Origin of the sequence: Actinocrispum sp. NPDC049592, assembly GCF_040675465.1 — a bacterium.
In the GTDB taxonomy this organism is placed as follows: Bacteria; Actinomycetota; Actinomycetes; order Mycobacteriales; family Pseudonocardiaceae; genus Kibdelosporangium.
Map to the genome: position 1 here is coordinate 75024 of NZ_JBFAPA010000018.1, position 19052 is coordinate 94075.

Consider the following 19052-nt stretch of genomic DNA (forward strand, 5'->3'; position numbering starts at 1 on the left):
CATGAAACAGCACTTCACCGTGCCGGAAGCGGCCGACTACATGAACACCACGGTGCGATTCGTCCGGCGGCTGATCGCTGAGCGGCGGATCCCGTTCCATCGGCTCGGCCGTCACGTGCGACTCAAGAAGGCCGATGTTGATGCGTTCATCGACGCTGGCCGCGTAGAAGCCTTTGACCCGGCTGCCGCTCGTCGGCGCGCTCGGAGGGCGTCATGACTGGCAAGAAGCGGCGCAGGTTCGGGCGGGTCCGCCAACTCCCATCCGGGCGTTGGCAGGCCCGCTATCCCGGCCCGGATGGGGCAATGCGTGCCGCGCCGGAGACGTTCGAGCGGGAGAAGGATGCCGACCGGTGGCTCGGGACCATCGAAACGGACATCATTCGGGGCGACTGGACGAACCCGGACGCGGGGAAGATCCCGCTAAGTACCTATGTCAAGGCATGGATCGCTGAACGTCCTGGGCTCGGCGTCCGGACGGTCGAACTGTACGAAGGGCTGCTGCGGAATCACATCGATCCGTACGTCGGAGATGTCATGCTCGCCGATCTTTCGGCAGCGAGGGTCCGCAACTGGCGCAAGACGCTGCTTGACGCGAAAGTCGGCGCGGTGACGGTCGCGAAGGCGTACCGCTTTCTCAAGGCCGTTCTGAATACCGCGCTGATTGACGACAAGTTGATCAAGTCCAATCCCTGCTCGATCAAGAAAGCGGGCAAGGAGGAGAGCCCCGAGCGGCCGATCGCAACCATTGATCAGGTGCTGATGGCGGCGGACAAGATCCAACCGCGCTATCGGCTCATGGTGCTCCTGGCCGCGTTCGCCAGCATGCGGTTCGCCGAGATGGTCGGACTACAGCGGCAGGACCTCGACTTGGTGAACCTGAAGGTCAGGGTGGACCGGCAGACGGTACAGCCGGACAAAGGTGGGCTGTTCGAGGATGACCCCAAGTCGGCTGCGGGCAAGCGCCCGATCTCGCTTCCGGCGTTCCTCCTTCCGGAGGTGAAGAGGCATCTGGACACGTACGTGAAGCCTGAGGCGACGGCGTGGGTATTCCTCGGACCGAAGGGCGCGCGACCAAAGCGGAACAACTTTCACACCATCTGGGACAAGGCTCGTCGGGCTGCGGGCATCCCGGATCTGCACCTGCATGATCTGCGTCACACGGGCAACACGCTGGCGGCTGAGACGGGCGCGACCCTCCGGGAGCTGATGGACCGGATGGGGCACGGGAGCACGCGAGCGGCGTTGATCTACCTCCACGCTCGCGAGGAACGGGGCAAAGAGATCGCTACCGGTATCGATCAGATGGTCGCCAAGGTGACCGCCAAGACCACCCAGAAGAGGGGCACGAAAAACCAGAAGGGGCACGCGAGGGGCACGAAGAGGTCCAAGACGCGGCGAGAGCCCTCGTCCGAGACTCGCGACCAGGGCTCTACCAGCGGAAACGTGGTGGAGCGGGTGACGGGAATCGAACCCGCATGACCAGCTTGGAAGGCTGGGGCTCTGCCATTGAGCTACACCCGCGTGCACCCACCGTGGGGGTGGGTGCGGAATAAGGGTAGCGGGTCGCGATAAGCTCTGTGCACGTGCCACCCCGGTTGGTGGTGGGACACGGGATGTAGCGCAGCTTGGTAGCGCATCCGCTTTGGGAGCGGAGGGTCGCAGGTTCAAATCCTGTCATCCCGACCCCTTGTGCAGGTCGCTGACCTGCACCTTCATGAGAAAGGTCGTTTCGGCTGTCTCATCCGGGGCTCAGTTCGGGGCTCAGTTGCTCGGCCCGCGTCGGCTGATACGCAGTGCCGACCTGACTGCCCCTCAGGGTCCAACTCCATGTCACGTCCCCCTGTAACCGGGGGGCGAGGGCATATGCCCGCCGGCATGTCATTTCGGCCGGTGGTCCTCGGGGCGGAACCGCATCATGGGCCGCGTCGCCGAGACCGCGTTGGCCAGCACGCGGTTGGGGGCGCCGAAGCCCGTGCGCACCCAGTGCCTGCCGTTGGCGTCCATGAAGTGCAGCGTGGGCCCGGTCTGGCGGCTGGAGAAGGTGCTCGGGACACCCTTCTTGCGGTTCAGCCGCAGCTCGGCCGTCACCTGCTCGCCAGGCTGCACAATCTCGAAGCCGTCCTGCCCCGAGCCGAACTCCTCAAGCCGGACGACGAGGTTGAACACCGGCAGCTCGCTGTAGTTGCGGACCGAGACGGTCAGGTCCATCGTCTGAAACGCCGCCGCCATCGGATACGACTCTGACTCGACTGTCGCCACCACGAGGCGCGCCTGCCGCGCCTGCTCGTCCAGGTCCGTGCGCCTGCGGATCCGTATCTCCCGGACCAGCACGAACAGCGTGGCTGCGAAGGCCAGCCCGTTGAACACCCCGCCCAGGACCGATCCCAGCGCGTCCCACTCGCTCCATCCCACCGGGGGATCTTGGCCTGGGTGCGGAACCAAGAGCAAACCCGCAGGCAACCCGCAAGCCAGCGTGTCACGTCCCTTCGTTTGCCGGGACCATAGCCGTGAGCAAGGCCACCAGTGCCTGCCGCTGCTCGCTGGTGAGTTGGAGTTCCTGCGGTTCGTTTAAACCGGCGCGAGGCGGTTGTGCCCACAACAAGCTCTCCATCTGCTTGGCGATGCCGAGAACGACCTCGGTGGGCACGTGGACATACCGCTTGGCCACGGACGCCTCGCCCCAGCCCATCACCTCCATGATGGCGGGCAGCGGCACTTTCAGGACCAGCAACATGGTGGCCGCCGTGTGCCGGGCGTCGTGCAGGCGCGCGTCACGAACGCGGGCATCGCTTAGCAGACTCTTCCATTCGTCATGGTCAGCACGCGGGTCGATGGGCCTTCCGGTTGGTCGGCAGAAGGCCCAATCGCCTTCCTGCCAAACAGAACCGACTAGTCGACGCTCCTCGTCTTGCGCCAACTTGTGTTTGCGCAAGGCATCCAGCAGTGGCCCTGGAATGCCTACGGTGCGTTTGCCGGCGCGAGACTTGACCTCGACTTCACGTAGACCGCCACCGTGCCGTTTCGGGCAGGTAGAGGAGTGACCAACGCAATCGTCTGGACACGGTGGAGGGCATGGGTTCTTATGGCGCGTGCAACCCGGCTTGCAGGGTTTCCTCTTGTGTCTCGGCGCAGTACACTGCCGCACGTCGTGGTCGACCCTGCGAAATTCGACTTCTACGCAATGGACTGCTATAGACACATCGGAGAAGACCGCCTTGCGAGCGGACTCGCTGAAGAGGTCATCAGACAGAGTGTCGATTTTGACGGCCGCCAGAGACCTCCAATGAGGGTAGCCGAAGCGAACATCACCCTTGGAGTTGTCGCGGCCCGAGAAGGCGACCTGGACGAGGCTATTGCACTTGGCCGGCGCGCGTTGAACGGTGACCGTAAGTCGCTGCCTTCACTCGCAATGGTTTCGCAAGACCTTGAGCATGTCCTACATGGTCAGTACGAAGGTGAACCCGAGGCGCGTGACTATCTTAACGACTTGCGCAAGATTCGCCAGACACCTTCTATAGCTTGATTCACAATCCGACAGAGAGCCATTCGTTCGGCCCTCGACTCACTAGAGAGCCACTGCGAAATAGTTCTCCTTATACGGGCGATGCCGATTCCGCAGCGTCAGCCCCTGCCACGTCCCTATGTAAGATCCTCGCTCCTTATGCGGCAACGGCGCACAGGACGGCTGTCACGTCCCCCGGTCGTCCCTGTGACGATCATTCAACCTCTGCCGATACTGTTATGTGACTTCGCGTCGACACAGGCTGGTTCCGACCATCTCGAAACCCGCGATCAGCAGCTCTACACCGTATGCTCGAACACGGCTACGCCCTGCTCAGCCGTTGCCTCGACGCCAGGGGAAGGTGAACTGGGCCGCAGTCACCTCGCTGGTCACTGCCATCACCGCGGTCGGCGCCCTCGTCTTCACCGGCCTGTCCCTGAATGCCACACGCGACCAGGTCGCTATCACCGAACAAGGCCAATTCACTGACCGCTACAGCAAGGCCGTCGAACAGATTGGCCAGCAGGGCCCAGAACATCTACAAGTACGTCTCGGCGGCCTGTACGCACTTGAGCGTCTTGCCATGACTCCCCACGCGATCATCTACGATTATTGAGGTTCTCTCCGCATTTATCCGCACTACCGCTCCCTCTCACGGAGCAAACAACGCCTGCCCCCAGTTGTCTATCAGCCCGGACATACAAGCGGCCCTCACGATCCTTGGTCGACGCGATACATCTCGCGACAACAACACCCGGCTCGACGTGAATGAGACCTGCCTGAACGGGGCGGACCTCCTCGACGCGAACTTCGCCAACGCAGACCTTGACAATACAGACCTGACCAACGCGTACTTCCTCGGCGCGGACCTCACCAACGCGCGCCTTAGCGGCGCCGTCCTCACCAACACGGTCCTCCTCGGCGCGCACCTCACCAACGCGGCCCTCAGCGGCGCGGACCTCATCAACGCGGACTTCAATAGCGCGAACCTCAGCGGCGCAGTCATCGCCCGCGCGAACCTCACCGATGCAGCCCTAGGCAACGCGAACCTCACCGACGCGTACCTCGAAAGCGCGAACCTCACCCACGCGTTCCTTAGCAGCGCGCACCTCACCAACGCAGTCATTAGCAACGCGAGCCTCAGCAGAGCGAACCTCTTCGGCGCGGACCTCACCAATGCGACCCATGACACACGCACCGTCGTCACAAACGTGCGCACGGACGCTACGAGCCACGGATTGTGGTGGTGATCTGCAAGAGCAGATCACCATAGGACACCTCAAATAAGGGCGTGCTAGCTAATGACACCGGCGGCCAGACCTTCAGGAGGGGCTGTGACGTCCCTTCTGACCACCTCATCACTGGGGGCTGTCACGTCCCCAAGGGGGATGATCGTTCCCAATGCCTTCCCGGGATGGCCGTTTCGCACACATACAAGCAGCTAAAGGCTGGTTTGCATGCCACGGTTGGTGGCCGCTCCGTCATCTCTACGCCCCTCCAGGCGACTGTCACATCCCCCTTCATCGCTTCTTCGTTGGACTGTCACGACGGGGGGTCACGGGCGAACCGGGGGGCTCAGAAAGGGGCTCAGTCCGGGGATGTTCAACCCGTCGACCGAGGTCGCCCATGTTGCTCTGACCAGCGCCGATGGACGTCCATGGACCCCTCGGACACCGGTTCTGAGTCTTTGGGAGCGGAGGGTCGCAGGTTCAAATCCTGTCATCCCGACGATCCTCTGGGTGGGGTGTGCCCGCGGAGAGCGCGGGCCGGGTCGGATCGTTGTGTTTTGTGGCGGTGAAGCCCCCACGCCCCCACCCGGGGGCGAGCCCCCGGGACCCCACGGTGGGTTGTACCCCGAGGCGTGGACCATGACCCTGTCGGTGTGGGCGGAGCCTTTGTCTGTTGCTAGTGGGGGCTGTGGAGCAGGTAGCGGGTGTCTGTTGTGGGGGTGCCCCAGAGGGCTGGGTTGGTGAGGGGGTGGATTGTGGCTTCTTTTCTTGTTGTGTGGACGAGGGTTTGGGCTTGTTCCGGGGTCAGGCCTGCTCCGGTGTGCCAGTGGCCTTCGATGAGGATCAGGGTTCCCGTGGGTTTCAGCAGGGCCGTCCAGTTGGCTACCGCTCTCTCTGGGGTGGGGAGGGTCCAGAGGATGTGGCGGGCCAGCACGATGTCGAACGCTTTCCTTCTGTAGGGCGGGGTTGTGGCGTCGGCGAGGACGAACGTCGTGGGGAGGTCCGTGCATTTGGTGCGGGCTACGGTGATCATCTTCGGGGCGTAGTCCAGGGCGTGGACGGTGTGGCCCGCGCTCGCCAACAGTTGTGTGAGGGTGCCGGTGCCGCAGGCGATGTCGGCGATCACGGAGGCCGCGGGGATCAGCGGCAGCAGGAGATCGGACCAGGCGCGGCGGACTTCCGGGGTTGTCAAGCCGTGGTCCGGGGCTGTGTCGAACGTCGCTGCCTGGGAATCCCAGTAGCTTCGGGACATTCCGTGATCCTAGGGTCTCGGTATGAGTGAGTGGCGGGTTCAGTTCGATGCCGAGGTCACGTTCGCGAACGGCGGCGGCCTCAGTGCGCGGGAGTTCCGGCTCGACATCCCCGGCGAGGACATCGGCGACGCCGCGCTGGGCGAGCTCTTCGTGCGGCACTTGGGGTTGCTGATGGTCGACACCGTCACCATCACCGGCAAGACCCTCATCGAGGAACCGCACAAGGGCTCCCGGAACGTCCAAAGTGGACCCGTCAAACGAAGCATCGTCGATCTCAGCCACACAGTGCACAACGGCATGGTCACGCACACCGGCCTGCCCGCGCCCACGATCACCGACTGGATGTCCTTCGAGGACTCCCACGGCAAGTACGCCGAGGGCACCGCCTTCACCATCCAGCAGATCCAGATGGTCGCCAACACCGGCACCTATGTGGACGCTCCGGGCCACCGGTTCGAAGGCCGCGAGGACCTCAGCCGGCTGCCGCTGGACACACTCGTTGACCTGGAAGGGATCGTGCTGCGCGCCCCCGGGATCCGGGCCATCGGCAAGGAGCTCCTCCTGCCCCTCGAACTCACCGGCAAGGCCGTCCTGGTCCAGACCGGCTGGGACGAACACTGGGGCACCCCCACCTACATCAACGGCGAACACCCGTACCTCACCAGGGCAGCCGCCGAGTACCTGGCCCAGCAACGAGCGGCCCTGGTGGGGATCGACTCGATGAACGTCGACGACGCCAAGGACGGCGAACGCCCCGCACACACCGTCCTGCTCAACGCCGGCATCCCGATCGCCGAGCACCTGACCAACCTCGGCAGCCTGCCACCCCACGGCTTCCGGTTCTTCGCCGCACCCCCAGCCGTACAGGGAATGTCCACGTTCACCACCCGCGCGTACGCGATCACGTGAGAATGGGCGCATGTTCGTACACCGGCTGAGGGTCCGCTACAGCGAATGCGACCAGCAGGGCGTGGTGTTCAACGCCCACTACCTCTTCTACTACGACGTCGCCCTCACCGAGCTGTGGCGCGATCAGGTCGTCACCTACCAGGAGATGACCGAGAAGGGTGACGACCTGGTGGTCGCCGAGTCGCGGCTGCGCTACCTGCGCCCCGGCCGGTTCGACGACGAGATCGACATCGCCATGAACGTCCACCACGTCGGCACCACCAGCCTGGTGATCCACCCCGAGTTCCGGGTCGGCGGCACCCTCATCACCGAGGGCGAGGTCCGGCACGTCTGCGTGGACCCCGCCACCATGACCAAGAAGCCCATCCCGGACTACATCCGGGCGGGCCTGACCGGCCGCGACCAGTAGGACAACAGCCGGGCTGTATGGCGGCCCGCCGCACGGTAACCCCGGCCGGTCGCGACCTGGGGGACTTCACATAGACTCCGTGGGTAACCCTGGCGCCAGGTCCGCCGGGCGTTCCTACCTGTCATGAGGAGTCCCACGTTGAAGAGCACCGTCGAGCACCTGAGCCCCACGAGGGTCCGGATCAACGTCGAGGTGCCGTTCGACGAGCTCAAGCCGAACTTCGACCGCGCCTACCGCAAGCTGGCCAAGCAGGTGCGCATCCCAGGTTTCCGGCCGGGCAAGGCGCCCGCCCGGGTACTGGAGAACCGGCTCGGTCGCGGTGTCGTGCTGGACGAGGTCGTCAACGAAGCCATCCCGGCCAAGTACATGGAGGCGGTCAACGCGGACGAGATCCGCACCCTGGGCCGCCCGGACATCGAGGTCACCAAGATCGAGGACGGGGACCACCTGGCGTTCACCGTCGAGGTCGACGTCCGCCCGGAGATCACCATCCCGGCGTTCGGTGAGCTGACCGTGTCGGTGGACGACGTCGAGGTGACCGACGCCGAGGTCGACGAGCGGCTGGACACGCTGCGCGCCCGGTTCGGCACGCTGACCGGCGCCGACCGCCCCGCCCAGGACGGTGACTTCGTGTCGATCGACCTGTCCGGCACCGTGGACGGCGAGGAGGTCCCGGACGCGGCCACCAGCGGGCTGTCCTACCAGGTCGGGTCCGGTGAGCTGATCGACGGCATCGACGAGGCCATCATCGGCTCGGCCGCGGGCGAGACCAAGACCTTCACCTCCAAGCTGGTCGCGGGCGAGTTCGCCGGCCGCGACGCGGAGATCTCCGTCACCGTCCAGTCGGTGAAGGTCCGCGAGCTGCCCGAGGCCGACGACGAGTTCGCCCAGATGGCCAGCGAGTTCGACACCATCGCCGAGCTGCGCGACAACCTGCGGGAGCAGGTCGGGCTGACCAAGCGCATGCAGCAGGGCGTCCAAGCGCGGGACAAGGTCCTCGACGCGCTGCTGGAGACCACCGAGGTGCCGCTGCCCGAGACCGTGGTCGACGCCGAGATCGAGATGCGCGCCCACGACGCGGTGCACGCCTTCGACCACGACGACGCCAAGTTCAACGAGTTCCTCTCCTCGCAGGGCCGCACCCGCGAGGAGTTCGACGCCGAGGTCCGGACCGAGGCCGAGAAGGCCGTGAAGACCCAGCTCGTGCTCGACTCGGTCGCCGACGCGGAGAACGTGAGCGTCAACGACCAGGAGCTCACCGAGCGGATCATCTACCAGGCCCAGCGCTTCGGTGTGTCCCCGGAGGAGTACGTCAACCGGGCCCAGCAGTCCGGCCAGCTCGGCGCCATCTTCGCCGACGTGCGCCGCGGCAAGGCGCTGGCCTCGATCGTGCGCCAGGCCAAGGTCACCGACGCCAGCGGCAACGAGGTCGACTTCGACGCCCTGTTCGGCCCGGCCACCCCGCCCGCCCCGGAGGAGGCCGAGGCGCCCGCCGCGGCGCCGGAGCCCGAGGCGGCCGAGGCCAAGTAGTGACGCTCTGAGCGAACGTGGGCGGTGTCGGGACGTCGGCGCCGCCCGCCTTCGTTAATGTCGACTGCGAGAGATAGTCATGGGAAGAAGGCAGGCAGACGTGACCCAACACCACCTCCCCCACATGCGGTCGTCCACCGCAGGGCTCACCCTGAACGACTCGGTGTTCGAGCGCCTGCTCCGCGAGCGGATCGTCTTCCTCGGGTCCGAGGTCGACGACGACATCGCCAACCGGATCACCGCGCAGCTGCTGCTGCTCGAGGCCGAGGACCCCAAGCGCGACATCGTCTTCTACATCAACTCGCCCGGTGGCTCGGTGACCGCCGGGATGGCGATCTACGACACCATGCAGCTGATCGAGCCGGACGTGCAGACCTGGGCGATGGGCCTGGCCGCGTCCATGGGCCAGTTCCTGCTGTCCTCGGGCACCCCCGGCAAGCGCTACTCGCTGCCGCACGCCCGGATCATGATGCACCAGCCGTCGGCCGGCGTCGGTGGCACCGCGTCGGACATCGCGATCCGCGCCGAGGTGTTCGGCCGGTGGAAGCGCGAGATGGCCGAGATCACCGCCCAGCAGACCGGGCAGAGCGTCGAGAAGATCACCGCGGACGCCGACCGCGACCGGTGGTTCACCGCTGACGAGGCCCGCGACTACGGGTTCGTCGACCACGTGGCCAACCGCGGCTCGAGCCGCGGCTGACCGGGCGACTCGAGAAAAACCCAGGAGTAGACGTGAGCGACTTCCAGCTCCCGCAGTCCCGGTACATCCTGCCCTCCTTCGTGGAGCGCACGAGTTACGGGGTCAAGGAGTCCAACCCGTACAACAAGCTGTTCGAAGAGCGGATCATCTTCCTCGGCGTGCAGATCGACGACGCGTCGGCCAACGACGTGATGGCGCAGCTGCTGTACCTCGAGTCGGTCGACCCCGACCGCGACATCGAGATGTACATCAACTCGCCGGGCGGCTCGTTCACCTCGCTGATGGCGATCTACGACACCATGCAGTACGTGCGCCCGGACGTGCGCACCACCTGCCTGGGCCAGGCCGCCTCGGCCGCCGCCGTGCTGCTGGCCGCCGGCACCCCCGGCAAGCGGATGGCGCTGCCCAACGCCCGGATCCTGATCCACCAGCCGTCGCTGGAGGGCGTCTACGGGCAGGTCTCCGACCTGGAGATCCAGGCCAACGAGATCCAGCGGCTGCGCCGCCAGATGGAGATCACGCTGGCGCACCACACCAAGAAGTCGCCCGATGACATCAAGTCCGACATCGAGCGCGACAAGATCCTCACCGCGGAGGACGCCAAGAGCTACGGCATCATCGACGAGGTGCTGCCGTACCGCAAGCTCTCCGCGGTGTGACCGACGGGAGCCTCACCCGTGCGTCGCCGGAAAGTCACGCTTCATACGACACGCGCAAGCCGGAGGGCTTACGGTGGGTCGCAGGAGGTAATCGGCGGTATTCGGCAACGTACGGGTCAGGTTCTCCCGCTTTATGGTTCTGGGCACGTACAGTCGGGGGGTGCGCGGGCCACCACCCGCCGCCCGGACACCCCGACTGGTGTTGAGTTCCAACACCCGAACGGGCGAAACGCTCGAGACACAGCCAGGCGTACCCCCGGTACGCCGGAGGGGACAGAGGTCAGCGGTCATGGCACGTATCGGTGACGGCGGAGACCTGCTCAAGTGCTCCTTCTGCGGAAAGAGCCAGAAGCAGGTGAAGAAGCTCATCGCCGGTCCCGGCGTGTACATCTGCGACGAGTGCATCGACCTGTGCAACGAGATCATCGAGGAGGAGCTGGCCGAGGCGGGCGACGTCAAGCTGGACGAGCTGCCCAAGCCGGCCGAGATCCACGACTTCCTCGACCAGTACGTGATCGGGCAGGACGACGCGAAACGCAGCCTCGCCGTAGCGGTGTACAACCACTACAAGCGCATCCAGTCGGGCGACCGGGTGCGTGAAGGACGAGAATCCCGTGAGGAGACCGTCGAGCTGGCCAAGTCCAACATCCTGATGCTGGGGCCGACCGGCTGCGGGAAGACCTATCTGGCGCAGACGCTGGCCAAGCTGCTGAACGTGCCCTTCGCCATCGCCGACGCCACGGCGCTGACCGAGGCGGGCTACGTGGGCGAGGACGTCGAGAACATCCTGCTCAAGCTGATCCAGGCGGCCGACTACGACGTCAAGCGCGCCGAGACCGGCATCATCTACATCGACGAGGTGGACAAGATCGCTCGCAAGAGCGAGAACCCCTCGATCACCCGTGACGTCTCCGGTGAGGGCGTGCAGCAGGCGCTGCTGAAGATCCTGGAGGGCACGACCGCGTCGGTGCCCCCGCAGGGCGGCCGCAAGCACCCGCACCAGGAGTTCATCCAGATCGACACGACGAACGTGCTGTTCATCGTGGCCGGCGCGTTCGCCGGGCTGGAGAAGATCATCCAGGACCGGGTCGGCAAGCGCGGCCTCGGTTTCGGCGCGGAGATCCGCACCGCAGCCGAGATCGACAAGAGCGACGTCTTCTCCGACACCATGCCGGAGGACCTGATCAAGTTCGGCCTGATCCCCGAGTTCATCGGCCGGCTGCCGATCGTGGCCTCGGTGACCAACCTCGACAAGCGCTCCCTGGTGACCATCCTGACCACGCCGCGCAACGCGCTGGTCAAGCAGTACCAGAAGCTGTTCGAGATGGACGGCGTCGAGCTGGAGTTCACCGAGACCGCCCTGGAGGCCGTCGCCGACCAGGCGATCCTGCGCGGCACCGGTGCCCGTGGCCTGCGCGCGATCATGGAGGAGGTGCTGCAGCCGGTGATGTACGACATCCCGAGCCGCACCGACGTCGCCAAGGTCGTGATCACCGAGCAGACGGTCCGCGAGAACGTGAACCCCACCATCGTGGCCCGCCAGCCCACCCGCCGCGAGCGCCGCGAGAAGTCGGCCTGACATACATCCGCAGCATGAAAAACGGCCCCCTCGCGGGGGCCTTTTTCATGCGTCGGTCCGGCGGGCGATGACCGCGCCGAACAGGGCGGCCGCGGCGAGGGCGAACAGCAGGAACTGGGCCGAGCGGACCATGTCCGGGCTGCCGAGGTTCACCATCAGGCCGCCGAAGGCCGAGCCGAACGTCAGGCCGATCGTCTCCACGGTGTTGATCCCCGCGCTCGCCTTGCCCGCCTCGACCGGGTCCGGAGTGCTGCCCATCGCCGCGACCAGCTGGTGCGGAAAGGCGATCCCGATCCCGGCGCCGGCCACGACCAGCGCGGCGAACCAGCCCGCGACCAGCCACGGACCGGCGTTGTCCTGCTGAAGCAGACCGGCCACGACCAGACCAGCGGCCAGCACCGCGGGGCCCGCGTGCCGCAGCCGCCGGACCGTCTCCGGGCGGGAGGCGTTGGCACTGAAGAACATCGCGACCGACCACCCGACCGACACCGCCGCGCCGAGGAACCCGGCAACCAGCGGCTGCAGCCCGGCCAGCCGCTGGCTGAACAGCGGGGCGAACGCCTCGGCGATCGTGCCCATGGCCATCACGATGATCGACAGGTAGATCCACTTCAGCGGCGACCGGCGGGAGTACGTGGTCTTCGGCAGCACGCGCACGGCGCTGTGCCGCTCCCGCCGCACGAACCAGCCGATCACCAGCAGCGCCACGACCAGCGCGGCGACCATCTGCGCGGTGTCGGTGAGGATGCTCGCGACGCTGATCAGCCCGGCCGCGGCGGCCAGGATCGTCAGCGCCGCCCACGCGACCGGCGCCGGGACGGTGTCCGATGTGGACCGCGGCAGCGCGCGCGGCACGATGATCGCGATGACCGTGGCCAGCCCGCCCAGCAGTACGAACCCGAGGCGCCACGCCCCGAACTGCGCCACCGCACCCCCGATCGCCGGACCCGCCAGCGTCCCCACCGCCCACATCGCCGACACCAACGCGGTCGCCTTGGCCCACAACCGTTCCGGGTACGCGGTCTGGATGACCGCGTACGCCAGCCCAGCCAGCAGCCCGCCGCCCACACCCTGAATGGCGCGGCCGACGAGCATCACGGCCATGGTCGGGCTGAGCGCCGAGACGGCTGTGCCCACGATGAACGGCACCAACGCGGCCAAGTACGCCCCGCGTGGTCCGCGCCCGGCGAGCACCCTGCTGACCAGCATCGACGACGCCACCGACGCGATCATGAACACCGTCGTGCTCCACGCGTACAGCCGTTCCCCGCCGATATCCGCGATCGCGGTGGGCATCAGGCTGGTGGTGAGGAACAGGTTGACCGCCTGCAGCGCCACGCCACCCACCAGGACCACCGACGTGGCGATCCACTTGGGCCCGGCCAGCTCCCGAAACGTCCCCGCCCGCTCAACCACCGTCGCTGTCATACCCCGACGGTAAAACCTCAACCATCCTCGAGGTCAAACCCGCTCAGGACTTGGGGGTGGGGGTGTGTTTGCCGAGGAAGGAGAGGACGCTGGGGACTATGCCGCGGTAGAAGCTGTCGCCGTGGGTGCCGGGGCCGGTGTAGGCGACCTCGGGTTTGGCGAGCTTGATGAACTTGCGGGCGCCCTCGATGAAGTGGTCCTCGGTGCCGCACCAGATACCGACCGGGACCTTGCCCATCTTGTCCACGTTGCGCAGCGGGTCCAGCGAGGCCCACTCGGCGGTGTCCTTGAACGCCTTGCGGGTGCTCATCTCACGCCACGAGGTCAACAGGCCGGGGGAGATGGCCGCGATCGCCTGGGCGGGCTTTCCGGCCTCCTGGCGGCGCCGTCCGTACAGCAGCGCGCCGAAGCCGCCCATCGATATACCCGCGCACGCGAACGGCACCCCGTTGGCGTCTCCGAGGCCGCGCGCCGCCAGCCACTTGGGCACCTCCTCCAGGAGCATGCCCATGGAGTTGTCGCCGCGCTGGTTCTCGTGCCAGTAGTTGTCGCCGCCGTCGAGGGCGACGAAGGCGAATGGCGGGATTGTGCCATTCGCGACCTCGGCGGCCAGTTTCACCGCCAGACCGGTCGGCGCGCTGCGGCGGGCGTTGCCGTGCAGGCCGTGCAGCAGCAGGCAGACCGGGAGCTGCTTGGGCTTGGCGTTGCTCGGCAGGATGGTGACCAGGTCGACTTCTTTGTGCCGCTGCTGGGAGTAGACCCGCTCCACCTTGGTGATGCCGTTCGGGTCGATCGGGGCGGGGTTGGACACGCCAAGCACGTCGCCGACCATCCTGGTCAGCGGAATCGCCCCCGTCGCGGTGCCGAGCACCAGGCCGGCCGTGGCCAGACCGGCCCCGCCGGCGACGAGCACCGAGCGGCGGCTCATGCGCCGTCGCTCCTCCTGCTCGGTCACCTGTTCGTCCAACTTGGTCCTTCCCCGACACAACACACGCTCTTTACCACTCAGACGTTTCCCGGGGAGCTTGCGTTGCTTGCCACTGCCACCATCGGGGGAAGTGGTCCGGACGTTTCCATCTAAGCCGAAACCGGGTAGTCGGCCAGTCGTTCGATCCCGCTGTAGACGTTCATCTGCTCGCCGCGCAGGAACCCGACCAGCGTCATGCCGCTTTCCGCGGCCAGCTCCACCGCCAGCGACGATGGCGCGGACACGGCCGCGAGCATCGGCACCCCGGCCATCGCGGCCTTCTGCACCAGCTCGAACGAGGCCCGGCCAGAGACCAACAACACAGTCCCGGTCAGCGGTACGAGCCCCTGCAGCAGGGCCCAGCCCATCACCTTGTCCACCGCGTTGTGCCGCCCGACGTCCTCCCGGACCACGAGCGCCGTCCCGTCCGCCCGGAACAGCCCGGCCGCGTGCAGCCCGCCGGTCGACTCGAACACCCGCTGCGCCTCCCGCAACGCATCGGGCAATGTGGACAAAACCGCGGGGTCGACCCGAAGCGGGTCCGACGCGGGGGAGAAGCGGGTCTTCAGCTTCACCGCGTCCAGCGCGGCCTTCCCGCACACGCCGCACGAGGACGTCGTATAGAAGTTGCGTTCGACGCCGGTGTCCGGTTCGGGCACTCCGGGGGCCAGCGCGAGGTCGAGAACGTTGTACGTGTTCTTGCCACTGTCATCGACGCTGTCGCAGTAACGAGCGGTGGCGACGTCCTCCCGGTCGCCGATCACGCCTTCCGTCAGGAGGAATCCGTGCGCCAGCTCGACGTCGTGACCGGGCGTCCGCATGGTCACGGCCAGGGCTTTTCCGCCCACGCGAAGTTCCAGCGGCTCCTCGGCGGCGAGGGCGTCCGGGCGGCGGACCCGTCCGGACGGAGACAGCTTCACTATTGGGCGCCGAACCGTGACCCGTCCCATGTGGGTTCCCTCCTTGCTGGGCCCGCGTCAGGCCATTAGTTTGCCTACTCAACAACCAGCGTACGGAGGTCAACGATGGCCCTCGGTTTCCTGGACCGCTCCCGTATCGTCGCGCCGGACGGCTGGAGCCGCTGGCTCATCCCGCCCGCCGCCCTGTCCGTTCACCTGGCGATCGGGCAGGCCTATGCCTGGAGCGTGTTCAAGCCGCCGCTAGAGAAGTATCTCTCATTGAGCGGCACGCAGAGCGCCCTTCCTTTCCAGTTGGGCATCGTGATGCTCGGCCTGTCCGCCGCGCTGTTCGGCACCCGGGTGGAGAGCAACGGCCCGAGATGGGCGATGTTCGTGTCGCTGTGCTGCTTCTGCGGCGGCTTCCTGATCTCCGCGCTGGGCGCCGCCACCGAGCAGTACTGGCTGGTCGTGCTGGGCTACGGCGGGCTGGGCGGCATCGGCCTCGGGATCGGCTACATCTCGCCGGTGTCCACATTGATCAAGTGGTTCCCGGACCGCCCTGGCCTGGCCACCGGTATCGCGATCATGGGCTTCGGCGGCGGCGCGCTGATCGCCTCGCCGTGGTCGGCCGCGATGATCGACGGCTTCAGCCACGACTCCAGCGGGATCGCGCTGGCCTTCCTGGTGCACGGCCTGGCGTACGCGGTGTTCATGTCGATGGGTGTGCTGCTCGTGCGGGTTCCCGCCGAGGGCTGGCGCCCGAAGGGCTACGACCCGGCGAACGACAAGCAGCACGCGCTGATCACCACGGCCAACGTGTCGGCGCGCAACGCGATCAAGACCCCGCAGTTCTGGTGTTTGTGGATAGTGCTCTGCTTCAACGTGACCGCGGGCATCGGGATCCTGGAGAAGGCCTCCCCGATGATCACGGACTTCTTCAGGAGCACGCCCATCCCGGTCACCGCGACCGCCGCCGCGGGCTTCGTGGCGCTGCTGTCGCTGGCCAACATGGCCGGCCGGTTCGTCTGGTCGTCCACATCGGACCTGATCGGCCGCAAGAACATCTACCGCGGCTACCTCGGCATCGGCGCCCTGCTCTACCTGACCATCGCGCTGGTGACCAACGAGTCCAAACTGGTCTTCATCCTGTGCGCGATGCTGATCCTGTCCTTCTACGGCGCCGGGTTCGCGACCGTCCCGGCCTACCTGAAGGACCTGTTCGGCACCTACCAGGTCGGCGCCATCCACGGCCGGCTGCTCACCGCGTGGTCGGTGGCCGGCGTGCTCGGCCCGCTGATCGTCAACGCGATCGCGGACGCGCAGAAGTCGGCGGGCAAGAGCGGTCCGGCGCTGTACACCACGTCCATCTACATCATGATCGGCCTGCTCATCCTCGGGTTCATCGCCAACGAGCTGGTCCGGCCGGTCAACGCGAAGTTCCACGAGAAGACCGCCGAGGAGGTGGCGTCATGAACCGCAAGCCGCTGATGATCCTCGCGTGGGCGTGGGTCGGGATCCCGTTCGCCTACGGGGTCTACGAGCTGATCGTGAAGGTCACCCAGATCTTCAAGGGGTGAGCGCGGCCACCAGCGCGCGCTTCGCCGAGTGCACGTGCTCTTCGGCGTACCGTGAGATCGTCCCCGCGTCTCCCGCGCGGAGCAGCCGGACGATCTCGCGGTGCTCGTCGACCACGATCGCCCGGTAGCTCTCCTGCCGGATCCGGTTGAGCTGGAACAGGTACACCTGCGACCGCAACGCGTGCCAGGCGTCGATCAGCCTCGTGTTGCCGGTCGAGCGATAGATCGCGTCGTGGAACCGCATGTCCAGCGCGAGCAGTTCGCCGCTGTCGGCGTGGGCGCCCAGCCTTGCTGCCATCTTGTCGACGAGATCGTCCAGTTCGGACAGATCCGCACGCCCGATCGCGGTGCGCGCGGCGAGACCTTCCAGCGCCGCCCGGACCGCGTAGACCTGCTCGGCGTCCTCCACGGTGAGATCGATCACTCGCGTGCCGCGGTGCCAGGCGCTGTGCACGATGCCTTCCCGCTCCAGCAGCGCCAGTCCTTCGCGCACGGACCCACGGCTGACGTCCAGACAGGCGGCCAGGTCCACCTCGCGGAGCGGCGCTCCGGGCGGGAAGTCGCCGCGGAAGACCGCCTCACGGATCCGGTCGGCGGCGTCGCTGGCCAGGCCCTTGCGGTCGACCTTCTGAAGCATGTCCGAATGTTGACATCCGGACAATCGCCGGTCAAGGTGAGATCATGACGCGACCCGGGTTCCACTTGGCCATTCCCGTCGATGACCTGCCCAAAGCCCGTTCGTTCTACGGCGGCGTGCTGGGCCTGGCGGAGGGCCGGTCCGCGGACAAGTGGGTGGACTGGAACTTCTACGGCCACCAGGTGGTGACCCATGTCGTGCCCGGCGCCCATGGCGACTCCGGGAACAACCCGGTCGACGGGCACGACGTGCCGGTGCCGCACTTCGGGCTGATCCTGCCCATCCCCGAGTTCCACGCGGTCGCCGACCGGCTCAAGGCCGCGGGCACCGAGTTCGTGATCGAGCCGTACCTGCGGTTCGCGGGCGAGCCGGGGGAGCAGTGGACCATGTTCTTCCGCGACCCGGCCGGAAACGCGTTGGAGTTCAAGGCGTTCAAGGACGAGACGCAGGTGTTCGCCAAGTGAGCCGCGGGGTTCTGGTCACCGGGGGAGCGCGCGGTATCGGCCTGGCGATCGCCGGCACCTTCCGGGCGGAGGGTGACAAGGTCGTCGCGTTGTCGTCGGCCGACGGTGACCTCAGCGATCCGGCGGAGGTGTCGCGGATCGTCGGCGAGGCGGTGGAAACCCTTGGCGCGATTGACGTTCTGGTCAACAACGCGGCCGTGATCCTGGCGAGTCCCGTGACTTCGTCCTACGAGGACTGGCAGCAGGTGTGGCAGCGGACGTTGGCGGTCAACGTCTTCGGCGCCGCGAACATGAGCTTCTGCGTGGCGCAGCACATGATCTCGCGCGGCTCCGGGCGGATCATCAACGTCGGTTCGCGCGGTGCGTTCCGGGGCGAGCCGGACCACCCCGCATACGGGGCCAGCAAGGCCGCGCTGCACTCGCTCGGCCAGTCACTGGCGATTTCCCTTGCGCCGCACGGCATTGCGGTCGCCTCGGTGGCGCCCGGGTTCGTCGAGACCGAACGGGTGGCCGACGCGATCACCGACGAGGTTCGTGCGCAGAGCCCGTTCGGCCGGGTCGCCGAACCCGAGGAGATCGCCGCCGCCGTGCGTTACCTGGCCTCACCGGAAGCCGTGTGGGCCTCTGGCGCCGTCCTCGACCTCAACGGGGCGTCCTACCTGCGCTGAGGTCCCCGGCCAAAGACACGATCTCGCGGGTGATGGGGCGCAGGCCGGGAAGGCGGGACATGTGGATCAGCCGGTCCACCAACGGAACCGTGCGGTTGACCAGCATCCGGCTGCGCGACCGGCCCGCCGACCGGTCGTGCACCCAGAACAGCACGATCCCCATCAGGTAGAGCCACAACAACCGCGGCAGCTCGGCCCGCAGCCCCGGGTCGAGCCTCACCCCCGCGAGCACCTCCTCGAACAGCCCGATGCTGGCCGCGCGGGCCGGCTGGGACGAGTCGGAGAACGGGCTCAGCGGGCTCGCCGGGTCGGCGGCGTTCTTGAAGAACTGCCCGGCGAACTCGTGGTACGGCTCGGCCACGTCCAGCCAGGCGAGCAGGACCCCGCGCAACCGCGGCGCGAAGTCCCGCTCACTGGCCAGGATCTCGGTGCAGGCGTCTCGGTGCGCGGCCTGGATCCGGTCGTAGAACCCCTGGATCAAGTGGTCCTTGGACTCGAAATAGTAGTACGCGTTGCCGGTGGAGACGCCTGCCTGCTTGGCGACCGCCCGCATGGTGGTGCGGTCGTAGCCCTGCTCCTGGAACAGCCGCAGCGCCGTCTCCATGATCAGCGTCCGGGTCTGCTCGCTCTTGGCCATCACGA

General features: G+C 66.8%; 22 protein-coding genes and 2 tRNA genes. 15 read left to right on the forward strand and 9 right to left on the reverse strand.

Annotated features, from left to right (window positions below):
• The first annotated feature begins 1 nt into the window (after nt 1).
• Together AB0J95_RS36790 and AB0J95_RS36795 are read left to right on the forward strand one after the other, a co-directional pair.
• On the forward strand, nt 2–217 hold the full coding sequence (locus AB0J95_RS36790) for a helix-turn-helix domain-containing protein (RefSeq protein WP_364768801.1): 216 nt from the start codon (nt 2–4) through the stop codon (nt 215–217).
• Complete coding sequence (locus tag AB0J95_RS36795; protein ID WP_364768804.1) at nt 214–1479, forward strand: tyrosine-type recombinase/integrase; 1266 nt, start codon at nt 214–216, stop codon at nt 1477–1479. Before AB0J95_RS36790 ends, AB0J95_RS36795 begins: the two co-directional genes overlap by 4 nt.
• Here AB0J95_RS36795 and AB0J95_RS36800 read toward each other — a convergent pair.
• Nucleotides 1448–1521 (reverse strand) — tRNA-Gly (locus AB0J95_RS36800). The two genes, AB0J95_RS36795 and AB0J95_RS36800, sit on opposite strands and share 32 nt — an antisense overlap.
• Nucleotides 1522–1609: 88 nt before the next feature.
• On the opposite strand from AB0J95_RS36800, the gene AB0J95_RS36805 reads away from it, so the two are divergent.
• Nucleotides 1610–1683 (forward strand) — tRNA-Pro (locus AB0J95_RS36805).
• Between the two features lie 195 nt (nt 1684–1878).
• On the opposite strand, the gene AB0J95_RS36810 is transcribed toward AB0J95_RS36805, so the two are convergent.
• Together AB0J95_RS36810 and AB0J95_RS36815 are read right to left on the reverse strand one after the other, a co-directional pair.
• Complete coding sequence (locus tag AB0J95_RS36810) at nt 1879–2412, reverse strand: hypothetical protein (RefSeq protein ID WP_364768807.1); 534 nt, start codon at nt 2410–2412, stop codon at nt 1879–1881.
• Nucleotides 2413–2476: 64 nt separating this feature from the next.
• Nucleotides 2477–2932 carry a tyrosine-type recombinase/integrase gene (locus AB0J95_RS36815; RefSeq protein WP_364768810.1) on the reverse strand — a complete coding sequence of 152 codons (456 nt, stop codon included), beginning with the start codon at nt 2930–2932 and terminating at the stop codon, nt 2477–2479.
• A 216-nt stretch (nt 2933–3148) separates the two neighbouring features.
• On the opposite strand from AB0J95_RS36815, the gene AB0J95_RS36820 reads away from it, so the two are divergent.
• The 3 genes from AB0J95_RS36820 (at nt 3149) to AB0J95_RS36830 (ending at nt 4752) form a co-directional block, all read left to right on the forward strand.
• Nucleotides 3149–3523: a tetratricopeptide repeat protein gene (locus AB0J95_RS36820; protein WP_364768813.1), complete on the forward strand. Its 375-nt coding sequence runs from the start codon at nt 3149–3151 to the stop codon at nt 3521–3523.
• A gap of 340 nt (nt 3524–3863) precedes the next feature.
• Nucleotides 3864–4118: a hypothetical protein gene (locus AB0J95_RS36825; protein WP_364768816.1), complete on the forward strand. Its 255-nt coding sequence runs from the start codon at nt 3864–3866 to the stop codon at nt 4116–4118.
• Between the two features lie 148 nt (nt 4119–4266).
• Nucleotides 4267–4752 carry a pentapeptide repeat-containing protein gene (locus AB0J95_RS36830; protein WP_364768819.1) on the forward strand — a complete coding sequence of 162 codons (486 nt, stop codon included), beginning with the start codon at nt 4267–4269 and terminating at the stop codon, nt 4750–4752.
• A gap of 655 nt (nt 4753–5407) precedes the next feature.
• Here the strand turns inward: AB0J95_RS36830 and AB0J95_RS36835 are convergent.
• Entirely contained in the window at nt 5408–5983 is a 576-nt protein-coding gene (locus AB0J95_RS36835) for a class I SAM-dependent methyltransferase (RefSeq protein WP_364768822.1), read from the reverse strand.
• Nucleotides 5984–6005: 22 nt separating this feature from the next.
• Between AB0J95_RS36835 and AB0J95_RS36840 the strand changes: the two genes are divergently transcribed.
• From AB0J95_RS36840 to clpX, 6 genes are all read left to right on the forward strand, one after another.
• Entirely contained in the window at nt 6006–6893 is an 888-nt protein-coding gene (locus tag AB0J95_RS36840) for a cyclase family protein (RefSeq protein ID WP_364768825.1), read from the forward strand.
• 10 nt (nt 6894–6903) lie between these two features.
• Entirely contained in the window at nt 6904–7302 is a 399-nt protein-coding gene (locus tag AB0J95_RS36845; protein WP_364768827.1) for a thioesterase family protein, read from the forward strand.
• 138 nt (nt 7303–7440) lie between these two features.
• On the forward strand, nt 7441–8832 hold the full coding sequence (tig, locus tag AB0J95_RS36850) for a trigger factor (protein ID WP_364768830.1): 1392 nt from the start codon (nt 7441–7443) through the stop codon (nt 8830–8832).
• Nucleotides 8833–8911: 79 nt separating this feature from the next.
• On the forward strand, nt 8912–9532 hold the full coding sequence (locus tag AB0J95_RS36855; RefSeq protein ID WP_364768833.1) for an ATP-dependent Clp protease proteolytic subunit: 621 nt from the start codon (nt 8912–8914) through the stop codon (nt 9530–9532).
• A gap of 32 nt (nt 9533–9564) precedes the next feature.
• Nucleotides 9565–10191 carry an ATP-dependent Clp protease proteolytic subunit gene (locus AB0J95_RS36860; RefSeq protein WP_364768835.1) on the forward strand — a complete coding sequence of 209 codons (627 nt, stop codon included), beginning with the start codon at nt 9565–9567 and terminating at the stop codon, nt 10189–10191.
• Between the two features lie 289 nt (nt 10192–10480).
• Complete coding sequence (gene clpX / locus AB0J95_RS36865) at nt 10481–11770, forward strand: ATP-dependent Clp protease ATP-binding subunit ClpX (protein ID WP_033382615.1); 1290 nt, start codon at nt 10481–10483, stop codon at nt 11768–11770.
• A 45-nt stretch (nt 11771–11815) separates the two neighbouring features.
• On the opposite strand, the gene AB0J95_RS36870 is transcribed toward clpX, so the two are convergent.
• The 3 genes from AB0J95_RS36870 to fdhD all read right to left on the reverse strand — a co-directional run bounded on the left by AB0J95_RS36870 (nt 11816) and on the right by fdhD (nt 15115).
• Entirely contained in the window at nt 11816–13198 is a 1383-nt protein-coding gene (locus AB0J95_RS36870) for an MFS transporter (RefSeq protein WP_364768838.1), read from the reverse strand.
• A 43-nt stretch (nt 13199–13241) separates the two neighbouring features.
• Nucleotides 13242–14126 (reverse strand): alpha/beta hydrolase-fold protein, encoded by an 885-nt coding sequence (locus AB0J95_RS36875; protein WP_364769297.1) that lies wholly within the window; start codon nt 14124–14126, stop codon nt 13242–13244.
• Between the two features lie 149 nt (nt 14127–14275).
• Nucleotides 14276–15115, reverse strand: coding sequence for a formate dehydrogenase accessory sulfurtransferase FdhD (gene fdhD / locus AB0J95_RS36880; protein ID WP_364768841.1), 840 nt, complete (start codon nt 15113–15115; stop codon nt 14276–14278).
• Nucleotides 15116–15190: 75 nt separating this feature from the next.
• On the opposite strand from fdhD, the gene AB0J95_RS36885 reads away from it, so the two are divergent.
• The gene (locus tag AB0J95_RS36885) at nt 15191–16537 is read left to right on the forward strand and encodes an OFA family MFS transporter (RefSeq protein WP_364768844.1); all 1347 of its coding nucleotides are present in this window, start codon (nt 15191–15193) and stop codon (nt 16535–16537) included.
• Nucleotides 16538–16630: 93 nt separating this feature from the next.
• On the opposite strand, the gene AB0J95_RS36890 is transcribed toward AB0J95_RS36885, so the two are convergent.
• Nucleotides 16631–17278: a GntR family transcriptional regulator gene (locus AB0J95_RS36890; RefSeq protein ID WP_364768847.1), complete on the reverse strand. Its 648-nt coding sequence runs from the start codon at nt 17276–17278 to the stop codon at nt 16631–16633.
• A gap of 44 nt (nt 17279–17322) precedes the next feature.
• Here AB0J95_RS36890 and AB0J95_RS36895 point away from each other — a divergent pair, with 44 nt between their 5' ends.
• Both AB0J95_RS36895 and AB0J95_RS36900 read left to right on the forward strand, forming a co-directional pair.
• A complete protein-coding gene (locus tag AB0J95_RS36895; protein WP_364768850.1) occupies nt 17323–17742 on the forward strand; it encodes a VOC family protein in 420 nt (139 codons plus the stop codon).
• Nucleotides 17739–18410, forward strand: a complete 672-nt coding sequence (locus AB0J95_RS36900) for an SDR family oxidoreductase (protein WP_364768853.1) — start codon at nt 17739–17741, stop codon at nt 18408–18410. The genes AB0J95_RS36895 and AB0J95_RS36900 overlap by 4 nt, the downstream gene beginning before the upstream one ends.
• Here AB0J95_RS36900 and AB0J95_RS36905 read toward each other — a convergent pair.
• Nucleotides 18385–19047, reverse strand: coding sequence for a TetR family transcriptional regulator (locus tag AB0J95_RS36905; RefSeq protein ID WP_364769299.1), 663 nt, complete (start codon nt 19045–19047; stop codon nt 18385–18387). The genes AB0J95_RS36900 and AB0J95_RS36905 overlap by 26 nt on opposite strands.
• Nucleotides 19048–19052 lie beyond the last annotated feature (5 nt).